The sequence below is a fragment of the Treponema denticola genome (assembly GCF_024181405.1).
Lineage (GTDB): Bacteria > Spirochaetota > Spirochaetia > Treponematales > Treponemataceae > Treponema_B > Treponema_B denticola_D.
In genome coordinates, this window is sequence record NZ_CP051302.1 from 2,130,123 (window position 1) to 2,146,537 (window position 16,415).

Below are 16,415 nucleotides of genomic sequence, written 5' to 3' on the forward strand. Positions count from 1 at the left end.
GTAACAGTATACAGGATTAAAGCCTGAATTTCAAGGGTTGTTGTAAGAACTTCTTCAATCGTTTTTAGTTTTAACTCATGCTCTCCGCAACCGAAACGGTTACGCCCTCGTGTTTAAACTTATCTAAAATTATTTTGCCTCCGAGGAGAAAGGCGGAAGGAGCCGAAACATTGTAAACTCCGACAGTCTTTTTTACAAACTCGGACTTTTCAAAATTGTCTTCTATTTTTTCTATTTGGCTTTTAGAAAAAAAGACAGGGATTATTTTTAATTCTTTTGCAAATTCAAGCAAGCCTTTTTCGTTTTGTTTTAAGTCTATCGAAGCTATCGCTTTAACGGCTATTAAATCCTTGTTTATTGAATCGAGGGCTTTTTTTACAGCCTCGGCAACGGTTTCTTTATCTACTCCTTTTTTTAAGCCTATCCCTAAGTTTAAATTTTTAGGTACCAAGTGTACGATGGGCAAAGGCCGGCTTAAAGCCGATACGGTTTCTCTTTTTTTATTTGAAACGATGATAAGACCTTCGAGTTTTTTTTCTTCGGTTAAAGCCTTTAAATGAGAAGTAAAATCTTTTTCCTGTAAAATAAAAAGATGGGGATAATTTATCGGCGGAGCCTTATCTTCGGAACAAAAGCCTATAGCTTTTCCGTCTACCATAAGGGAGGTAATTACCTTTGCATCTTCCATAGATAAAATAGCATAATTGTTTTTTTGAGCAAACAAGTCGACGGCTTCTATATTCCGGCCGTCGGAAGCCGTTGTAATTACACTCACTGCCCCGAGCAGCTTTGCAATTTTTTCGGTAAGAGCATTAGCCCCGCCCAAGTGCCCCGACAAAAGCGAAATTACAAAACGGCCTAAATCATCGATTACAAGCACCGCAGGGTCTTGGGTTTTATCCTTTATGTAATCCTTTATCATGCGGACGGCAATACCTGTAGAAGAAATAAAAATAAGGGCATCCCGATTTTTAAAATCATCGGGAATAAGGGAGCGGATTCCTCCGGTTGTTTTTGCATTATAAAAATGCTCGATTATAAAATCATCTTCCAAGTCTGATAATTTCTCGCCCAATAAATTTCCTTTTTCGGTAAAGGAATAAACTGCTATTTTTTTCATTTTTCCGCTTTTCTAAATTCGTGAGAAAATTTAGGATTGTAAAGCTGGGATCTTTTATAATCTCCCGCAATAAAATTCCCTACCAAGATTTGTGCCGTTTTGTTTATACCGGCCTTCTTTACCTTTTGAGCAATATCGCCGAGGGTGCCTATTATTATTTCTTGATCTTCCCAAGTCGCCTTGTAAATTACGGCAGCGGGAGTAGCTCCATCCTTATAGCCTTTAAGAAGTTCTGCAACTACATTTTCTATATTTTGCACCGACAAAAAAATCGCCATCGAGGCCTTATGTTCTGCAAGAGCTGCCAGCTTTTCCTCCTGAGGAACGGGTGTGCGGCCTTCCATGCGGGTTAGAATAATTGTCTGGCTTACATCGGGAAGGGTGAACTCTTTTTTGATTGCAGCAGCCGCCGCCGTACATGAACTCACGCCAGGGATAACCTCATAGTCTATCCTGAGTTTATCAAGCTCATCCATCTGCTCCCTGACAGCCCCATAGATTGAAGGGTCGCCGGTGTGAAGCCTCACAATCTGCGCATTGCGGTTTTCCTCCATAATCTTGATAACTTCTTCAAGAGTCATTGAAGCAGAATTATAAGTTTTACAATTAGGCTTTGCAAACGTGAGATGCTCCGCTGAAACCAAAGAGCCTGCATAAATAATTATATCGGCTTTTTCAATCAGCTTACGCCCTTTTATCGTAATTAAATCCGGGTCCCCCGGACCTGCCCCTACAAAATAAATCATACTATTCCTTTTAAAATAAACCTTCCTTTTTTGTTTTTATAAGAATTATTCTACTATTCTTTAAAGGGCTGTGTCAAGGTTATGTAATTTTTTATAAGAGAATTTCTAAGACTCTATTTTTAGAGGGTATCAACAGCACCTTCTACCCATTTCTTTAATCTGTATGCCGAATCTATAGCATATTTTGTATCATTATCGTCTACATAAACCTCTTGCGGATATCGGCTTCTCACACTATAAGGATTGAGAATTGCACATATTTTCAAAATATCAATCGGAACATCGATGCTGTTTTTTATCAATTTCGCCAGTAAAAGTAAATCATGTGTCTTTTGAATTTCTTCATTTAGCTCTATAAGCAAACCTTTTAAAAATTTTTCCGAAGCTTGCTGGCAATGATAACAGATAATAGTTAAAGGCCTGGGATGCATATTTTCATATAGATGTTTTGCACAAGCAAAATCCATGTTTGCAAAATCAAACCATTCTTTAACCGCTTCATCATTCATAGATAACAACTCCATCCTGTGCAACAAGTCTTTCAAGTGTAGGCATTTTACTTCTTTTTTCAAATACCGCAGCAGTATTAACAACAATATCAACAGGCTTTGTGTCCATATCTATCAGAGATAAATAGGCTTTCTGCGCCGAATGTAATACATTCTTAGTATCATCAGGCATTATAAGATAAAAATCGTAATCACTGTCTTCAGTAAAAGAATCTTTAGCATATGATCCGAATAATATTATTTTTTGAGGTTTAACAGCTTCTAAAAATCTATCTCGAATTTCAAAGATTTCCTTATTTATCATAATACTTCCCCATTTAGATAATTCTAACATGATATTATAAAATTTTCAATTCATTATTTATTCTAATACCTAGAAAATCGTTAAGCCTAAAAACCCCTTACATAAATATTAAAAATCATGTATAATGAAGCATTATGGGAAAAACATTTGTTTTTGTAAACCAAAAGGGCGGAGTCGGAAAGACGACTTCCGTAATTAATTTGGGTGCTTACATCGCACTGACAGGAAAAAAGACTCTTCTAATAGACTTTGACCCTCAAGGGAATATGTCTTCCGGTGTCGGTATTCAAAAAAAGCGGCCGACCGTTTATGAGGCCCTTGCCCAAAAGACCTCAATAAAAAATACCATCTACCCTACAACGGTAAAAAACTTATCGGCAATCCCGGCTTCAATAGACCTTTCGGGAGCAACGGTAGAGCTTGTAGACGAAGCCGACAGGGAATTCTATCTTAAAAATATTATCGAAAGCGTAAAAAACGAATACGATTATATCCTAATCGACTGCCCCCCGTCTTTAGGTATCTTAACCTTAAACGGACTCACAGCAGCTGATCAAGTGTACATACCGCTCCAATGCGAATATTTTGCCCTTGAAGGTTTAACCCTTCTTTTGCAGACAGTTCAAAGAGTACAGCAAAATCTTAATCCGGCCCTTGAAATAGGCGGAATATTTTTTACCATGTTCGACTCAAGAACCAATCTTGCTCAAGAGGTTGTACAGCAGGTATCCTCATATTTTAAAGATAAGGTTTTTTCGACTATTATTCCGCGGAATGTAAGACTATCCGAAGCCCCCTCACATGGAGTTCCGATTTGCAATTATGATGCAAAATGTACGGGAGCAAGGAGCTACGAAAAACTTGCAGATGAGGTACTGAACCGTGGCTAAAAAATCGGCATTAGGAAGGGGCCTTAATGCCCTCTTGGAAGAACAACCTGCAAATCATATAGTGGAATCACTGAATTTTTCCGAAGACTCAATTATCAATATTGACCCTAAACTGCTGCAGCCGAATCCATATCAGCCCCGAAAAACCTTTGATGAAGAAAAAATAAGCGAGCTTGCAGAATCAATAAAAGAACACGGAATAATTCAGCCGATTGTAGCCGAAAAACATGAGGACAAGGGTTATTTTATAATAGCCGGAGAAAGGCGCACAAGAGCGGCCATCAGCTTAGGCTTGGAAACGGTTCCGGTAATCCTACGCAGCTTTGAAGAAAAAAAGAAACTGGAAGTAGCCCTTATCGAAAACATTCAGAGGGAAGACCTAAACGCAATCGATGAAGCCCTTGCCTACCAAGAGATTATGGAACTGGCCGCCATAAACCAAGAAGAACTAGCAAAAAGGGTCGGCAAAAGCCGGTCGGCAATTACAAACAGTTTAAGAATATTAAAGCTGCCGGAAGAAATGAAAGATGCTTTGCGGGTAAATAAAATAACGGCAGGTCATGCACGTTCTCTACTATCAATAGTAAATCCTGCCGATCAAAAAATTCTTTTTTCGAGAATTTTAGAATCGGAATTATCGGTACGCGAAGCCGAGTCAATGGCAGCCGATCTTAATTCGGGAATCGGCCGCATAACAAAAAAACAAAAAAAAGAAACGTCATCGCTTTCTACTGATGATTTTGAATTACGAGACATTGAACAGCAGTTTATAAACTCATTAGGGACAAAGGTTCAAATAAAGGGAAACTTAAAAAAAGGAGTTGTCGAAATATCATACTTTTCAAAAGATGATTTGGATATGCTATATAAAAAGATAAACTCGGAAACTTAGGCTTCCTGCAAAAAGTTTTTATTGGAGGATAATATGGCAAAAAAAACAAGCGAAACAAAAACTACAAAAAAGGCTAAGACACCGGCAAAAACCGCTGCAAAAAAAACGGCAAAGGTTCCGGCTAAAAAAACTATTTCCGCCTATAAACAATCGGCTGCCGAAAAAAAACTAGTTACCGAATTAGCGGAACTTACAAAGCAAATGGATGCTGAAGGCCTCTTGTTTTTAATAGAGCAGGCTCGCGTTCACTTATATAATATGCAGGTAGAAGCTCTTGAAGAAGACTTGCAGGCAATAGAAGAAAAAAGGGCAAAAACCGTCAGCGTAAAAAAAACACAGCCTAAAAAAGATTTTAGGATTGAAAGAGCAAGCGACGGTTCCGTGTACCACATAATAAGCGGCGGAAAATGGAAGCTGATAAATGCCGATGAACTTTTCAGTATTCTAAAAATCGTAAATGCAAAACTGGATGATAATGAGATAAGGCTCAACCTTATTCACTGGTTTTTTAAAGAAAGGGGAGACTTTGTTTCCGATCTTGGACTTGCAGATACCCACGATCCCAGATGGCTGGAGCTTATAAAACTTTTAAAAACAAATTTTAAGATAAAGATATAATGAGCTCTCAATTTAAAGACCTAAAAAAAACACTTGATGCTCTTGTAGTAAAATACGAAAAACCAGCCTTTATACCTGCCGATCCTATAAGTATTCCGCACCGTTTTTCTAAAAAAGAAGACATAGAAATTGCAGGCTTTTTTGTTTCTATTTTTGCATGGGGAAACAGAACAGCTATTTTAAAAAGTGCGGATAAACTAATGGACATTTTACAAAATCAGCCTCACGCATTTTTAACTCAAAGCACACCAGCTCAACTAAAAATAATAAACACTTTTTATCACCGCACCCTAAACGGAGAAGACAGCCTCGCCATAGCAAAGGCTATAAGACGCATTTATTTATCGGGCTCAAATTTTGAAGAATTATTTAAAGCTAAAAATCAGGATGAGCCTTTGATAAGCAGGATGAGCCGATTTAGAAAAGAATTTATCAAAAACATGGATCCGCATAATACAAAGCATATAGCCGATATGGAAGGCGGTTCTGCAGCAAAAAGGCTGAACATGTTTTTACGCTGGATGGTAAGGTCTAAGGATAAGGGGGTCGATTTCGGTTTATGGAAAAGAGTTAAACCGTCTGAGCTCTACCTCCCCTTGGACGTTCACTGTGCCCGAAGAGGAAGATCTCTAGGCCTTCTAACCCGCAAACAAAACGACCGCAAAGCCGTAGAAGAAATAACGGAACGCCTCAGAGAATTTTGTCCCGAAGATCCTGCAAAATACGACTTTGCTCTTTTTGCCCCCGAAGTCGAAAAGGCCTTAGCCGAAAGATAAAAGTTTTATCTCCACAGGAATTCGGGATAGTAGCCTTCTTTTACCTTATTTTCAAGTTCTTTTTTAACAATTTCTCTGTCGTCGGGATAGGTCATTCCGAACCATCTTTCGGTGGTAGTATAAACCTTAACCTTTCCTAAACCCTTTTTCATCATTGCACCGACACCTTCAGGCAAAAGACATTCGGCTTTTTCGCTTTCCGCATATTTATGGATAAAGTCTTTAAAATACTCATTCATAAAATCGAAAATTTTAGGAGAGAAGCCGAATAGGTTCATCGAAACGGTTTCCTTGCCTGAAAATTCGACGGTCTTTCCCTCATGTTCGGAAACAATCTTTTCGACTGAACCTTCTTTTTTGTACGCAATATCCTTATGCTCGGTTATTCCGATAAGGTAACCGTTTCCTACTTGGCAGACACCTCTCGAAACGGAACCGGAGCGGCTCAAAGTTTTATCCAAGATATAACCTACCATAGCGTGTTCCGTAGAATCATTTGACAGGGTTGAAAGATGGGTTGCTATCGTTTTATAAGCCGAGCGGCCGTAGTAGTCATCGGCATTTATAACGGCAAATGGTTCACTTATCTTTAACTCCGCAGACAAAATAGCATGAGCGGTTCCCCAAGGCTTTTTCCGGTTGACAGCCCTTTTTATCTGCTCATCGGTTAAAAACCCGTCCATAGATTGGAATACATAATCGGCATTGCAATTGCGTGCAATTCTATTAAAAAAACGCTCTCTAAAATCGTTTTCAATATCTTCCCTAATTATAAAAACGACCTTTCCAAAGCCGTTATTCATAGCGTCATAAACGGCATAGTCCAATAAGGTTTCATCATGCCTTCCGACAGCGGCGATTTGTTTTACACCTCCGTATCGGCTGCCCATCCCGGCAGCAAGAACTAAAAGAGTTGGTTTCATAAATAAACCTCCTAAAAAATTAAAGTTAGGTTAAAATCCAATTTGCACTATCATATCACATAATTACAATAAATAAAAGACATTCCCAAATTTTCCCCAACGGTTGACATTATTATCAAAAAAATACTAAAATGTTCCTTAATAAAATTATAAAGCGAGAAAACTATGGCTATTATAATAAAAACAACGGGGAAGGCTATCCCAAAAAAGATAATGCACAACAGCGATTTTCCCGCTTCTTTAGATACTTCGGATGAATGGATCAGAAGCCACACAGGGATAGGAAGCCGCTATATAGCTTCCCAAGAAGATACAAGTGCATCCCTAGGTGCCGAGGCCTGTAAGCAGGTCTTGGCAAATGAAAATCTAAATCCTCAGGATATAGACTTAATTATCTGTGCCACCGCCACGGCAGAATACCAAGGCTTTCCGTCGAATGCCTGTCTTATCCAAAAAGAACTGGGTGCAAAAAATGCGGCATGTTTTGACCTGTCGGCAGCATGCTCAGGCTTTTTATACGCAATAGATACGGCAGCAGCCCTCATGGAAAGGCACGGCCGGCGTTATGCCCTTGTTTGCGGCACCGAAGTTTTAAGCAAAATAATCGATTGGCAAGACCGTTCTACCTGCGTACTATTCGGAGACGGGGCCGGGGCAGCCCTCCTTGAAAACACCTTTGATAATTCAAAGCGGGGCATAGGCTCGGTAATTTTAGGTTCTGACGGAACAGGTTATGAAGCTCTTTATATGGCAGACCATCTAAAAATGAACGGAAGAACCGTCTACAATTTTGCAGTCGGCGTTATAACCGAAACCGTAAAAAGCCTTCTTCAAAAAGAAAACATCAATATGGAAGATGTAGACTTGGTTGTATGCCACCAAGCCAACAAGCGTATTTTAGAAGCCGCCGCAAAAAGGCTTAACACCGATATGAGCAAATTCGCATGTAATATGGAAAACTACGGAAACACTTCGGCCGCCTCCATTCCGATAACCCTCGATGATTTGAGGCTTCAAGGAAAATTGACTGAAGGAACAACAATAATTACGGCAGGCTTTGGGGCCGGGCTCACATGGGGCGGAGCCGTAATAAGATTTTAGTAAAGAGAGGATTATGATGAACAGTATATTTTTATTTTCGGGGCAGGGTGCCCAATTTAAGGGTATGGCTCAAGATATTATTGACGAATATGGAGCCGCAAAGGACCTAATCAAAAAAATCGGCGATATAACCGGAGAGGATATAAATGCCCTTTTACGGCACACCGAAAATGAAGAGCTTTCAAGGAGCGATAAGAGCCAGTTGGCTATAATTGCTGTTGAGACGGCTATTCTTGCCGTTTTAAAAGAAAAAGGAATCAGCCCTAAGGCTGTTGCAGGTTTCAGTCTGGGCGAGTTTTCAGCCCTCTATGCTTCCGATATTTTAAGCTTTGAAGATATGATACGCATCGTACAAAAACGAGGGGCTATTATGCAGGCAGCCTGCGATAAGATTGCAGCAAGGGCAACAGAAGGCTCCGGTGCCCTAGGCATGTCGGCTATCTTAAAACTTGAGCCCGAAAAAGTTCTGGAGCTATTAAAGCCCCATTCCGACCCCAAAAGCGGAATAGTTTTTGCCGCCAATATGAATAGTCCCGTTCAAACCGTTATCTCGGGAACGGCGGAGGGCTTAAGTCTTGCCGAAAACTTGTGCAAGGAAGCCGGAGCAAAAAGATGCGTCCGCCTTGCGGTTGCAGGCCCCTTCCACTCCCCCCTAATGGAAGAAGCGGCAAAAGAATTTGAAGAGGTCTTAAAAAGCTTTGACTTTAAAGCCCCTCAAATCCCTGTATTTTCAAACGTTACGGGCAAGCAAGTAAAATCGGGAGAAGAAGCAAAAGCAAACGCAGTCCTTCACCTTACCCATCCCGTCCTATGGACGAGCGAAGAAAAGGAAATCGCTTCTTTAAGCGGAAGCTTAAAACCCTGCCGTCTCTTGGAAGTAGGCCCGGGAAACACCCTGTGCAATCTTTGGAGAGACAGCGGTTTTGCATCGGATGAACTCGCATGTTCCCCGACAGGTACATTGGAACAGCTAAATAAGATTATCGAATAGAAACGGAATATGCGGTTTATAAACAAACAGCTTGAAAAAATTTAAAGGAGATGTCTATGTCGGAACTTGCTTTTGAACAACTTTCAGCACAAGTTGATATGCTTTCCTATACGGAAAGAATTAGGCTGCTTGATAAAATAGTTAAGACTTTACACAAACCTGTAAAAACTCATAAAAGGGAAGATTCAGACTTTAACGCTGCCTTTGGGTTATGGAAGGACAGAAACATTTCAGTTGAAGAGATAAGAAATAAGACCTGGGGACGTTCTTAATGCTTTACCTTTGTGATACTTGTATTCTGATAGACTACCTTCGAGGGAAACTTGAGGCTCAGCAAAAACTTCAACAAGACAGAGAGCAAGGTTTGGGGATGTCTTCCGTTACTTATATGGAGTTAATGGTTGGGGCTTTGAACAAGCGTGAAGCCGGTATTATAAAAAAGGCTTTTTCGGATTTTGAGATTGTGGAAATTTCCGAAACAATTTCTATAAAGGCAAAGCACCTGATTGAAAAGTATACTAAAAGTCATGGACTTTTGATTCCGGATGCTTTGATTGCCTCTACGGCATTAGAGTTGGGATTGCCGTTGTATACTACAAATATCAAAGACTTTCGGTTTATTGCCGATTTAATTTTGGCATAGATTAAAATGTAAAACAATTTTATCTATAGAGTTTTGTGAGAAAGAATTTTTTGCTAAAGCACAAAGCATCGTAATTAATGGAGGTATGAATGTTATTAAAAGGAAAAAAGGCATTGGTAACAGGCTCTTCGCGAGGAATCGGAAAAGAGGTTGTTAGAAGATTTATTGAAGAGGGAGCCGAAGTTTGGGGCTTATGTACAAAACATTCTGCAAGCAAGGCAGAAATGGAGGCTTTTGCAAAAGAAAAAGGAAGCGTATTTCATGAAATATACGCCGACTGCGGCAATGCGGAAGGCCTTACCGAAACGGTAAAAAAAGCCCTCGAAGAATCGGGCGGTTTTGACATACTTGTAAACAACGCAGGTATTACAAGAGACGGACTTTCATTTAGGATGAAGCTTTCCGACTGGGAAGACGTTTTACGCATAAACTTAACAGGCGTTTTTGTTGCCTCGCAAATTGTTTCTTCCGACATGATTAGAAAAAGAGCAGGCTCGATTATCAATATGACAAGTATCGTAGGCCTTCACGGTCAAGGCGGACAGGTCAACTATTCCGCAAGCAAGGCAGGCCTTATAGGTTTCACAAAGAGCCTTGCAAAAGAAACGGCAGGAAGAGGAGTACGCGTAAACGCAATCGCCCCCGGCTATATCGAAACCGATATGACAGCCGCCGTAAACGAAGAAATGCGGAAAGCATGGGTCGAGGGAATCCCCTTAAAAAGGGCAGGACAGCCCCTAGACATAGCAAACGCCGCAGTCTTTTTGGCTTCGGACTTATCGCTTTATATAACCGCCCAAGTCCTAGGTGTCGACGGCGGACTGGGAGCATAGGCTATTCCGGCCATAGAGCATAGTATACGCCGGTCGAAGTATATAAATTTCTATGCAGAAAGACTAAAATATGCTATAATACACTAAGTTAAAAAGTCGGAGGTGTTTTGTGAAATATCTCTTTTCCGGGCATGTTTTTAAGCGTATGGCCGAGCGTGGTTTTTCACCTGATACGATAAAAAATATTATAAAAAATGGTGTTATAATAAAAGAATATCCGGATGATACTCCATATCCAAGTCGGCTTATTCTTGGATATGATGGTAATAGGCCAATTCATGTTGTTTCGGCTTATGATCAAAATGATGATATAGAATATATTATCACGGTTTATGAACCTAATACACAGTTATGGACTTCTGATTTCACAAAGAGGAGGGATTGATATGAAATGTCCAATTTGCAAGTTTGGAGAAATGAAAGAAGGCACTACACAAGTTGTACTTACCCGCGGCAATGCAACGGTTATTTTCCGCAGTGTTCCGGCAAAAATTTGTGATGACTGTGGAGAATATTACCTTGATGAACAGACAGCTCAAGATATTTATAATCGTGCAGATAACTGTTTTACATCAGGACAGGAAGTTGCAATTATGGAATATAAGCAGTTAATTTCTGCATAGTTTTGCTCAACTTTGGTAAAAGTATATGATGCAGCTAAATTCTGAAATTAAAAGGGAAAAATTCTAGAGAAATTATAAACAGCTCGGCAGAAACTCCGCCTCGCTGTTTATCTTAGAGTTTTGTGCAAAGCACAAAACATCATAATTATTGGAGGAAGATATGATTGTAAAACCAATGGTTAGGAACAATATTTGTCTAAACGCTCATCCGCAAGGATGTAAAAAAGGCGTTGAGGATCAAATAGAGTACACAAAAAAGAGAATCACCGCTGAGGTAAAAGCCGGAGCAAAGGCACCTAAAAACGTGCTGGTACTCGGCTGCTCGAACGGTTACGGACTTGCAAGCCGCATAACGGCAGCATTCGGCTATGGGGCCGCCACTATCGGCGTTTCCTTTGAAAAGGCCGGAAGCGAAACAAAGTACGGCACACCAGGCTGGTACAACAACCTGGCCTTTGACGAGGCTGCCAAAAGAGAAGGCCTTTATTCCGTAACTATAGATGGAGACGCCTTTTCCGATGAAATCAAGGCACAAGTAATCGAAGAGGCCAAAAAGAAAGGAATTAAATTCGATCTTGTAGTTTACAGTTTGGCAAGCCCTGTAAGAACCGATCCGGATACAGGCATAATGCACAAGTCCGTCTTAAAACCCTTCGGCAAGACATTTACAGGCAAGACGGTCGATCCCTTCACGGGAGAACTAAAAGAAATTTCCGCCGAACCTGCAAACGATGAAGAAGCCGCTGCAACCGTTAAGGTTATGGGAGGAGAAGACTGGGAACGCTGGATAAACCGGCTTTCAAAGGAAGGTCTTTTAGAAGAAGGCTGCATTACCCTAGCCTATTCCTATATCGGCCCGGAAGCCACTCAGGCCCTCTACCGAAAGGGCACCATAGGAAAAGCGAAAGAACACCTTGAAGCAACAGCCCACCGCCTAAACAAAGAAAACCCGTCAATACGGGCCTTCGTTTCGGTGAACAAGGGCTTGGTAACAAGGGCAAGTGCGGTAATCCCCGTAATTCCCTTATATCTCGCTTCCTTGTTTAAGGTTATGAAAGAAAAAGGAAACCACGAGGGCTGTATCGAGCAGATTACCCGACTTTATGCCGAAAGACTTTACCGTAAAGATGGCACCATCCCTGTCGATGAAGAAAACAGAATCCGTATCGACGACTGGGAGCTTGAAGAAGACGTTCAAAAGGCAGTTTCGGCTTTAATGGAAAAGGTAACAAGCGAAAATGCCGAAAGCCTAACCGACCTTGCAGGCTACCGCCACGACTTTTTAGCCTCAAACGGCTTTGATGTCGAAGGCATCAACTACGAAGCCGAAGTAGAAAGGTTCGACAGGATTTAAATGAGGTAATGGCAAAAAAAGCTAAAACGGATATTCGATCTTCGGCAGCGGAGTATTTGACTTTTGTTGCAGCGAGCGGTAAAAGCGCTGAAAATATCGAAATACGGTATGAAGATGAAAATATTTGGCTGACTCAAAAAATGATGGCTGTTTTGTATGATACATCGGTGTCAACGATTAACGAGCATATCAAAAATATTCTTGCAGACCATGAATTACAGGAAGAAGCAACTATTCGGAATTTCCGAATAGTTCAAACTGAAGGCGATAGAAGTATAACCCGTTCTGTAAAACACTACGGATTGCAAATGATTATAGCCGTCGGCTTTAAGGTTAACTCTGAGCGGGCGGTGCAATTTAGAAAATGGGTCAACCGTATTACAAAAGAGTACACAATCAAAGGCTGGGTCATGGATTCGGAACGGCTGAAAAAAGGCTCTTTTCTTACAGACAAATATTTTGAAGAACAGCTGGAGCGGGTTAGAGAAATCAGGGCAAGCGAACGCAAGTTCTATCAAAAGATTACCGACCTGTATGCAACTGCTTTAGACTACGATAAAACAGCCGTTGCTACCAAAAGGTTTTATGCAACGGTACAAAACAAAATGCACTTTGCCGTGCATGGGCACACAGCTGCTGAAGTTATTTATGAGCGTGCCGATAGTACACAGCCTCACATGGGACTAACCACATGGCAGGATGCCCCAGACGGCAAAATTAAAAAATCCGACGTTATTATTGCAAAAAATTATTTAAGCGAGACAGAACTTTCACAGCTAAATCGGATGGTAACCTCATATCTCGATTTTGCAGAAAATATGGCGTTGCGGAAAATTCCCCTTACCATGCAAGATTGGGAAACGCGGCTTACCGGTTTTATCGAAATGTTCGAATACGGACTTTTAAAAGACGCTGGAAAGGTATCTGCAGAAATTGCAAAACTGCATGCCGAATCCGAATTTGAAAAATACCGCATCATTCAAGATAAGACCTTTGTTTCCGACTTTGACAAATACTTAGCGGAATTGGAAAATACCATTAGCGGATAATTATAAAATATGGAAGATTATAATAAAGAGTTTAAAATCGATATTCCTAAAAACAACCCGAATATTATATTTCCGATAACGTGGTAATTGAATATGTCGGCAGTGCCAAAGACGGCCGGTGGATTGTAAAAACAAAGAATTAGACATTTATATATGGGGGATTTTAATAAACACTTATGAAAAAATTTTTAATGATAACGATTACAGTATGTTTATTAGCAGGCGGTGTAAATGCCTTTGCCTATGGAATCAATAGCTTTACGGTTTATGATGCACAAGACAATATTGTACACAAGATAACCGCCAAGAGCGAAGTCAATGAGTTATATCTGCTTTTTCAAGAATCTTTGCAGATAGCAGCTGATGAAGCTTTGTTTACGGAATTACCTAAAGACGCACAAGTGTTATACCGTTATGTTCTTTCATATAATTATGGTGATGATGAGCAGTATTTCAGTTTTATAGTATATAAAAATTATCCTCTTTGCCGGATTCCCCAATTACAGGAAAAGGAGGATATCCCAAAAGAATTAACATGGAAACTTTTTAAATACGCATACGAAATCGCCAGCAAGCCTGCTGAGGTGAAAAAACAGCTTTCTTATTCTGCGAAAAATTCTTATATCCGCATATATGATGATAAGGGCTCTCTTTTACTATTTATTGCAGGGGAAAAAATTCTGGATATGTTCGACACATTGTTTGGAAAAGATATCACCGAAATCGAAGAAAGAAATTTGAAAAGCCTTTTTACCGCCGAAAGCATTCATGATGGCCGAGAAGTCCTTGTGCATTATTCATTTATAGATGATGACAAAATTATGAAGCTGTATATTTACAAAGACACAAAAGAAATGAATATAACAACCGATACCGGAGTTCTAAAAGTAAACCTTTCAGAAGAAGCATATAGAATTTTAAGCAGCCCTAAAAGCTTTCAAAAAGAATTCGAAAAAAGAAGATGATAAAAAAATAAAGTTTATGGATAGTTGGAAATGAGGAAGAGGTTTAAGATGCTTAAAAATGGATTTTTATAAGGGATAGACAATCTGCCTGTATAAATGATAAAATATCAGCCTTTACGGTTAAATAAATAAAATAAAACTTTAAGGAGATTTTATGAAAGAAGATTTTATTTTGAAAGTGATAGAAAAGTTTGAAAAAGGCGATGCTGTGGTCTTGCAGATAAAGCAGGACGACTGTGAGCTTATCTTAAAAAAAGAAGGAGCCTTTCCTAAAAAAGAAGCTGTCATTCAGTCAGGTGCGTGCGGAGGAGTGCAGACCGCCTATACTATGCCATATCCGGCGATACCGGCAGGATTTCAATCCGGTCTTCCGGCGGGCATCCAGACAGCTCCGGCAGGAACAGCGGGACAAGGGGCAACACCTCAAGCAGCAAGTCCTGCTGCAGAAGCTCCGGCTCAAGCCTCACCCGCAGCTTCATCGGCTAACCTACTTGAAGTAAAAAGCCCCATTGTCGGAACCTTTTACAGGGCCCCGTCTCCCGATTCTCCGCCCTATGTTGAAAAAGGCAGCTCAGTAAAAAAAGGCCACCCCCTTTGTGTGCTTGAAGCCATGAAAATGATGAATACCCTCGAATGCGAATATGACGGAGTTATCGAGGAAATCTTAGTTTCAAACGGAGACCTTGTAGAATTCGATCAGGTCTTGTTTAAGATAAAGGCTAAGTAGGAAGGTTCCTATGATTAAAAAAATACTTATCGCCAACAGAGGCGAGATAGCCGTGAGGGTTATCCGCTCCTGCCGCGAAATGGGAATAAAAACCGTCGCCGTTTACTCTACGGCGGACAAGGACTGTCTTCATGTGCTTTTAGCTGATGAGGCAGTCTGCATAGGCCCGCCCCCCTCGGCTAAAAGCTATCTTAACAAAGAAGCCCTTATCACGGCAGCCCTTTGCACTTCCTGTGAGGCAGTGCATCCGGGGGTAGGCTTTTTATCGGAAAACGCAGGTTTTGCCCGCGAGGTAGAAAACGCAGGGCTCTTTTGGATAGGGCCAAAACCAGGCACAATCGAAATGCTCGGCGATAAGGTCCGTGCCCGCGAAACAGCCGTAAAAAGCGGACTTCCCGTAACCCCCGGCTCGGACGGGGCGATAAAAGAATTAGCCGAAGCCAAAAAAACGGCGGAAAAATGCGGCTATCCTGTCATCATCAAGGCAGCCTCAGGCGGCGGCGGAAAGGGAATGCGCATCGTTTATAAAGAATCGGAATTAGCCGAAAACCTAAAAATTGCTTCCGCCGAAGCCGAAGCCAATTTTGCCGATGGCACCGTTTATATCGAAAAATATCTGGTAGATCCGCGCCATGTTGAGCTTCAAATTCTAGGCAATGGTAAAGGAGCAGTTTCCGTTTTGGGTGAAAGGGACTGCTCGGTTCAAAAAAATCATCAAAAGCTGATAGAAGAAAGCCCCTCTCCGGCCGTAAGCGAGGAAATGCGGGAAGCCATGTGTAAGGGTGCAGTCAGCCTTTTTTCTTCCCTTAAATACCGCGGAGCAGGAACAATCGAGTTCCTTGTATCGGGCAATAATTTCTACTTTATGGAAGTAAACGCTCGAATTCAGGTAGAGCATCCAGTTTCGGAGATGATTACCGGCACCGATATAATTGCAGAACAAATCCGTGTTTGTACAGGGGAAAACATGAAGTTTGCCCAAGGGATTTTGCCCACCAAGGGCTGGGCTATCGAAGCCAGAATAAACGCCCGCTCTCCCGGGCTCATAAAGAATTTAAGAGTTCCCGGAGGAAACGGAGTGCGTTTTGACAGCTTTTTATATCAAGGCTATTCGGTAGTTCCGTTTTATGACTCGATGACGGCAAAGCTCATCGTTCACGGGGCTGACAGGGCCAATGCCATTCAAAAGCTGCTTTGCGCCCTCGATGAGCTTAAAATTGAAGGCATTACCTGCAATATAGAAGAACAAAAGATTATACTTAACTCAAAAAAGTTCAAATCGGGAGTTTTCGGTACAGGGCTCTACGAAGAGCTTTTTGGAAATAAGTAAGGAGAGTTGATAAACGGTTCG

21 protein-coding genes are annotated in these 16,415 nt (G+C 41.0%); 16 read left to right on the forward strand and 5 right to left on the reverse strand.

Going from position 1 to position 16,415, the window contains the following annotated elements; translation table 11 throughout:
- Positions 1 to 70: 70 nt before the first annotated feature.
- From cbiG to HGJ18_RS09950, 4 genes are all read right to left on the reverse strand, one after another.
- Entirely contained in the window at positions 71 to 1,120 is a 1,050-nt protein-coding gene (cbiG, locus tag HGJ18_RS09935) for a cobalt-precorrin 5A hydrolase (protein WP_253696217.1), read from the reverse strand.
- Positions 1,117 to 1,866, reverse strand: a complete 750-nt coding sequence (gene cobM, locus HGJ18_RS09940; RefSeq protein ID WP_253696218.1) for a precorrin-4 C(11)-methyltransferase — start codon at positions 1,864 to 1,866, stop codon at positions 1,117 to 1,119. Before cobM ends, cbiG begins: the two co-directional genes overlap by 4 nt.
- Positions 1,867 to 1,985: 119 nt before the next feature.
- Positions 1,986 to 2,375 carry a HEPN domain-containing protein gene (locus tag HGJ18_RS09945; RefSeq protein WP_253696219.1) on the reverse strand — a complete coding sequence of 130 codons (390 nt, stop codon included), beginning with the start codon at positions 2,373 to 2,375 and terminating at the stop codon, positions 1,986 to 1,988.
- On the reverse strand, positions 2,368 to 2,679 hold the full coding sequence (locus tag HGJ18_RS09950; protein WP_253696220.1) for a nucleotidyltransferase family protein: 312 nt from the start codon (positions 2,677 to 2,679) through the stop codon (positions 2,368 to 2,370). Before HGJ18_RS09950 ends, HGJ18_RS09945 begins: the two co-directional genes overlap by 8 nt.
- A 134-nt stretch (positions 2,680 to 2,813) precedes the next feature.
- On the opposite strand from HGJ18_RS09950, the gene HGJ18_RS09955 reads away from it, so the two are divergent.
- Genes HGJ18_RS09955 through HGJ18_RS09970 form a run of 4 tightly spaced genes read left to right on the forward strand, consistent with a single transcriptional unit; the run spans position 2,814 to position 5,855 of the window.
- Entirely contained in the window at positions 2,814 to 3,569 is a 756-nt protein-coding gene (locus HGJ18_RS09955; RefSeq protein WP_253696221.1) for a ParA family protein, read from the forward strand.
- The gene (locus HGJ18_RS09960; protein WP_253696222.1) at positions 3,562 to 4,461 is read left to right on the forward strand and encodes a ParB/RepB/Spo0J family partition protein; all 900 of its coding nucleotides are present in this window, start codon (positions 3,562 to 3,564) and stop codon (positions 4,459 to 4,461) included. The genes HGJ18_RS09955 and HGJ18_RS09960 overlap by 8 nt, the downstream gene beginning before the upstream one ends.
- Before the next feature lie 33 nt (positions 4,462 to 4,494).
- Entirely contained in the window at positions 4,495 to 5,079 is a 585-nt protein-coding gene (locus tag HGJ18_RS09965; protein ID WP_253696223.1) for a hypothetical protein, read from the forward strand.
- Positions 5,079 to 5,855 carry a TIGR02757 family protein gene (locus HGJ18_RS09970; RefSeq protein WP_253696224.1) on the forward strand — a complete coding sequence of 259 codons (777 nt, stop codon included), beginning with the start codon at positions 5,079 to 5,081 and terminating at the stop codon, positions 5,853 to 5,855. Before HGJ18_RS09965 ends, HGJ18_RS09970 begins: the two co-directional genes overlap by 1 nt.
- 5 nt (positions 5,856 to 5,860) lie before the next feature.
- Here the strand turns inward: HGJ18_RS09970 and HGJ18_RS09975 are convergent, their stop codons facing one another.
- Positions 5,861 to 6,778 (reverse strand): nucleotidyltransferase family protein, encoded by a 918-nt coding sequence (locus HGJ18_RS09975; protein ID WP_253696225.1) that lies wholly within the window; start codon positions 6,776 to 6,778, stop codon positions 5,861 to 5,863.
- Positions 6,779 to 6,943: 165 nt separating this feature from the next.
- Here HGJ18_RS09975 and HGJ18_RS09980 point away from each other — a divergent pair, with 165 nt between their 5' ends.
- From HGJ18_RS09980 to HGJ18_RS10035, 12 genes are all read left to right on the forward strand, one after another.
- Positions 6,944 to 7,879 (forward strand): beta-ketoacyl-ACP synthase III, encoded by a 936-nt coding sequence (locus HGJ18_RS09980; RefSeq protein WP_002686930.1) that lies wholly within the window; start codon positions 6,944 to 6,946, stop codon positions 7,877 to 7,879.
- A 16-nt stretch (positions 7,880 to 7,895) separates the two neighbouring features.
- Entirely contained in the window at positions 7,896 to 8,870 is a 975-nt protein-coding gene (locus HGJ18_RS09985) for an ACP S-malonyltransferase (protein WP_253698328.1), read from the forward strand.
- A 56-nt stretch (positions 8,871 to 8,926) separates the two neighbouring features.
- The gene (locus tag HGJ18_RS09990; RefSeq protein WP_253696226.1) at positions 8,927 to 9,142 is read left to right on the forward strand and encodes a hypothetical protein; all 216 of its coding nucleotides are present in this window, start codon (positions 8,927 to 8,929) and stop codon (positions 9,140 to 9,142) included.
- Positions 9,142 to 9,513: a type II toxin-antitoxin system VapC family toxin gene (locus tag HGJ18_RS09995; RefSeq protein WP_253696227.1), complete on the forward strand. Its 372-nt coding sequence runs from the start codon at positions 9,142 to 9,144 to the stop codon at positions 9,511 to 9,513. The genes HGJ18_RS09990 and HGJ18_RS09995 overlap by 1 nt, the downstream gene beginning before the upstream one ends.
- 89 nt (positions 9,514 to 9,602) lie before the next feature.
- The gene (gene fabG, locus HGJ18_RS10000; RefSeq protein WP_253696228.1) at positions 9,603 to 10,346 is read left to right on the forward strand and encodes a 3-oxoacyl-[acyl-carrier-protein] reductase; all 744 of its coding nucleotides are present in this window, start codon (positions 9,603 to 9,605) and stop codon (positions 10,344 to 10,346) included.
- Positions 10,347 to 10,455: 109 nt separating this feature from the next.
- Positions 10,456 to 10,731, forward strand: a complete 276-nt coding sequence (locus tag HGJ18_RS10005) for a DUF4258 domain-containing protein (protein ID WP_002685381.1) — start codon at positions 10,456 to 10,458, stop codon at positions 10,729 to 10,731.
- Position 10,732: 1 nt separating this feature from the next.
- A complete protein-coding gene (locus tag HGJ18_RS10010; RefSeq protein WP_002676965.1) occupies positions 10,733 to 10,969 on the forward strand; it encodes a type II toxin-antitoxin system MqsA family antitoxin in 237 nt (78 codons plus the stop codon).
- 160 nt (positions 10,970 to 11,129) lie between these two features.
- On the forward strand, positions 11,130 to 12,323 hold the full coding sequence (gene fabV / locus HGJ18_RS10015; RefSeq protein WP_253696229.1) for an enoyl-ACP reductase FabV: 1,194 nt from the start codon (positions 11,130 to 11,132) through the stop codon (positions 12,321 to 12,323).
- An 8-nt stretch (positions 12,324 to 12,331) separates the two neighbouring features.
- The gene (locus HGJ18_RS10020; protein ID WP_253696230.1) at positions 12,332 to 13,372 is read left to right on the forward strand and encodes a virulence RhuM family protein; all 1,041 of its coding nucleotides are present in this window, start codon (positions 12,332 to 12,334) and stop codon (positions 13,370 to 13,372) included.
- Positions 13,373 to 13,548: 176 nt separating this feature from the next.
- A complete protein-coding gene (locus HGJ18_RS10025; RefSeq protein ID WP_253696231.1) occupies positions 13,549 to 14,337 on the forward strand; it encodes a cysteine protease in 789 nt (262 codons plus the stop codon).
- Positions 14,338 to 14,491: 154 nt separating this feature from the next.
- Complete coding sequence (accB, locus tag HGJ18_RS10030; protein WP_253696232.1) at positions 14,492 to 15,064, forward strand: acetyl-CoA carboxylase biotin carboxyl carrier protein; 573 nt, start codon at positions 14,492 to 14,494, stop codon at positions 15,062 to 15,064.
- A gap of 10 nt (positions 15,065 to 15,074) precedes the next feature.
- On the forward strand, positions 15,075 to 16,394 hold the full coding sequence (locus HGJ18_RS10035; RefSeq protein WP_253696233.1) for an acetyl-CoA carboxylase biotin carboxylase subunit: 1,320 nt from the start codon (positions 15,075 to 15,077) through the stop codon (positions 16,392 to 16,394).
- The last annotated feature ends 21 nt before the right edge of the window (positions 16,395 to 16,415 follow it).

Bases quoted from the DNA above. Each gene is read 5' to 3' on its own strand.
- cbiG (WP_253696217.1), bottom strand. From the start codon at position 1,120: ATGAAAAAAATAGCAGTTTATTCCTTTACCGAAAAAGGAAATTTATTG.
- cobM (WP_253696218.1), bottom strand. From the start codon at position 1,866: ATGATTTATTTTGTAGGGGCAGGTCCGGGGGACCCGGATTTAATTACG.
- HGJ18_RS09945 (WP_253696219.1), bottom strand. From the start codon at position 2,375: ATGAATGATGAAGCGGTTAAAGAATGGTTTGATTTTGCAAACATGGAT.
- HGJ18_RS09950 (WP_253696220.1), bottom strand. From the start codon at position 2,679: ATGATAAATAAGGAAATCTTTGAAATTCGAGATAGATTTTTAGAAGCT.
- HGJ18_RS09955 (WP_253696221.1), top strand. From the start codon at position 2,814: ATGGGAAAAACATTTGTTTTTGTAAACCAAAAGGGCGGAGTCGGAAAG.
- HGJ18_RS09965 (WP_253696223.1), top strand. From the start codon at position 4,495: ATGGCAAAAAAAACAAGCGAAACAAAAACTACAAAAAAGGCTAAGACA.
- HGJ18_RS09970 (WP_253696224.1), top strand. From the start codon at position 5,079: ATGAGCTCTCAATTTAAAGACCTAAAAAAAACACTTGATGCTCTTGTA.
- HGJ18_RS09975 (WP_253696225.1), bottom strand. From the start codon at position 6,778: ATGAAACCAACTCTTTTAGTTCTTGCTGCCGGGATGGGCAGCCGATAC.
- HGJ18_RS09980 (WP_002686930.1), top strand. From the start codon at position 6,944: ATGGCTATTATAATAAAAACAACGGGGAAGGCTATCCCAAAAAAGATA.
- HGJ18_RS09985 (WP_253698328.1), top strand. From the start codon at position 7,896: ATGAACAGTATATTTTTATTTTCGGGGCAGGGTGCCCAATTTAAGGGT.
- HGJ18_RS09990 (WP_253696226.1), top strand. From the start codon at position 8,927: ATGTCGGAACTTGCTTTTGAACAACTTTCAGCACAAGTTGATATGCTT.
- HGJ18_RS09995 (WP_253696227.1), top strand. From the start codon at position 9,142: ATGCTTTACCTTTGTGATACTTGTATTCTGATAGACTACCTTCGAGGG.
- fabG (WP_253696228.1), top strand. From the start codon at position 9,603: ATGTTATTAAAAGGAAAAAAGGCATTGGTAACAGGCTCTTCGCGAGGA.
- HGJ18_RS10010 (WP_002676965.1), top strand. From the start codon at position 10,733: ATGAAATGTCCAATTTGCAAGTTTGGAGAAATGAAAGAAGGCACTACA.
- fabV (WP_253696229.1), top strand. From the start codon at position 11,130: ATGATTGTAAAACCAATGGTTAGGAACAATATTTGTCTAAACGCTCAT.
- HGJ18_RS10020 (WP_253696230.1), top strand. From the start codon at position 12,332: ATGGCAAAAAAAGCTAAAACGGATATTCGATCTTCGGCAGCGGAGTAT.
- HGJ18_RS10025 (WP_253696231.1), top strand. From the start codon at position 13,549: ATGAAAAAATTTTTAATGATAACGATTACAGTATGTTTATTAGCAGGC.
- accB (WP_253696232.1), top strand. From the start codon at position 14,492: ATGAAAGAAGATTTTATTTTGAAAGTGATAGAAAAGTTTGAAAAAGGC.
- HGJ18_RS10035 (WP_253696233.1), top strand. From the start codon at position 15,075: ATGATTAAAAAAATACTTATCGCCAACAGAGGCGAGATAGCCGTGAGG.